The 712-nt window shown below is 66.0% G+C and carries 1 protein-coding gene; it reads left to right on the top strand.

Annotated features, from left to right (window positions below; genetic code table 11):
- On the top strand, window positions 1–496 hold a 496-nt coding region (locus JCM25156_RS19225), incomplete at its 5' end, for a 2OG-Fe(II) oxygenase (protein WP_025814433.1).
- Window positions 497–712 lie beyond the last annotated feature (216 nt).

Genomic DNA, 712 nt, shown 5'->3' with positions numbered 1-712 from the left:
GTCGTTCCCGCCACAGGCGCTGAACCTGTCCCCCGTCATGGCGCAACTGGTGGCGGAACTGCAGCAGCCGCGCCTGCGCGGGCTTATCGCCGCCAAATTCGGGCTGGAACTCGATGACGCGCCCACCATGCTGACCCTGCGCGGGCGCACGCGCGCCAAGGACGGGCGCATTCACCGCGACTCCGCATGCAAGCGGGTGACGGTGCTGCTTTACCTCAACCCCGCCGATAACGGCGCCTGGTCGCGCCACGAGGGATGCCTGCGGCTGCTGCGCAACGCCCATGACCTGGAGGATTTCGCCGCCGAGATCCCGCCCCTCGCCGGCACGCTGGTCATCTTTCCCAACGGGCCGGATACATGGCACGGCCACCGGCAGTATGTCGGCCCGCGCTACACCATCCAGCTCAATTATATGGCCAATGACGCCAGCGCACGCAACGAACTGCGCCGCCACCGGTTATCCGCCCTGACGAAACGGCTGCCCTGGGTCGCCTGAACCCCCGGCCATTGTTTCGACACGAGTCCGGGTTAGATTGGTACCGTTATCCGGCTTTACGATATGTCGAGGTTTTCCGAGTCCATGCATCTGCGCAAATTTGCTACCTCCCTGCTGTCCACCGGCCTTGCGCTGGGACTGCTGGTCGCATCCGTTCCCGCCAATGCCCAGCCCTGGCATGGACCGGGCGGGCCGGGCTGGCATCGTGGCCCAGCC

Source organism: Komagataeibacter kakiaceti JCM 25156 (genome assembly GCF_000613305.1).
Note: the sequence above shows the minus strand (reverse complement) of the source record. Positions and strands in the feature narration are given on the sequence as shown.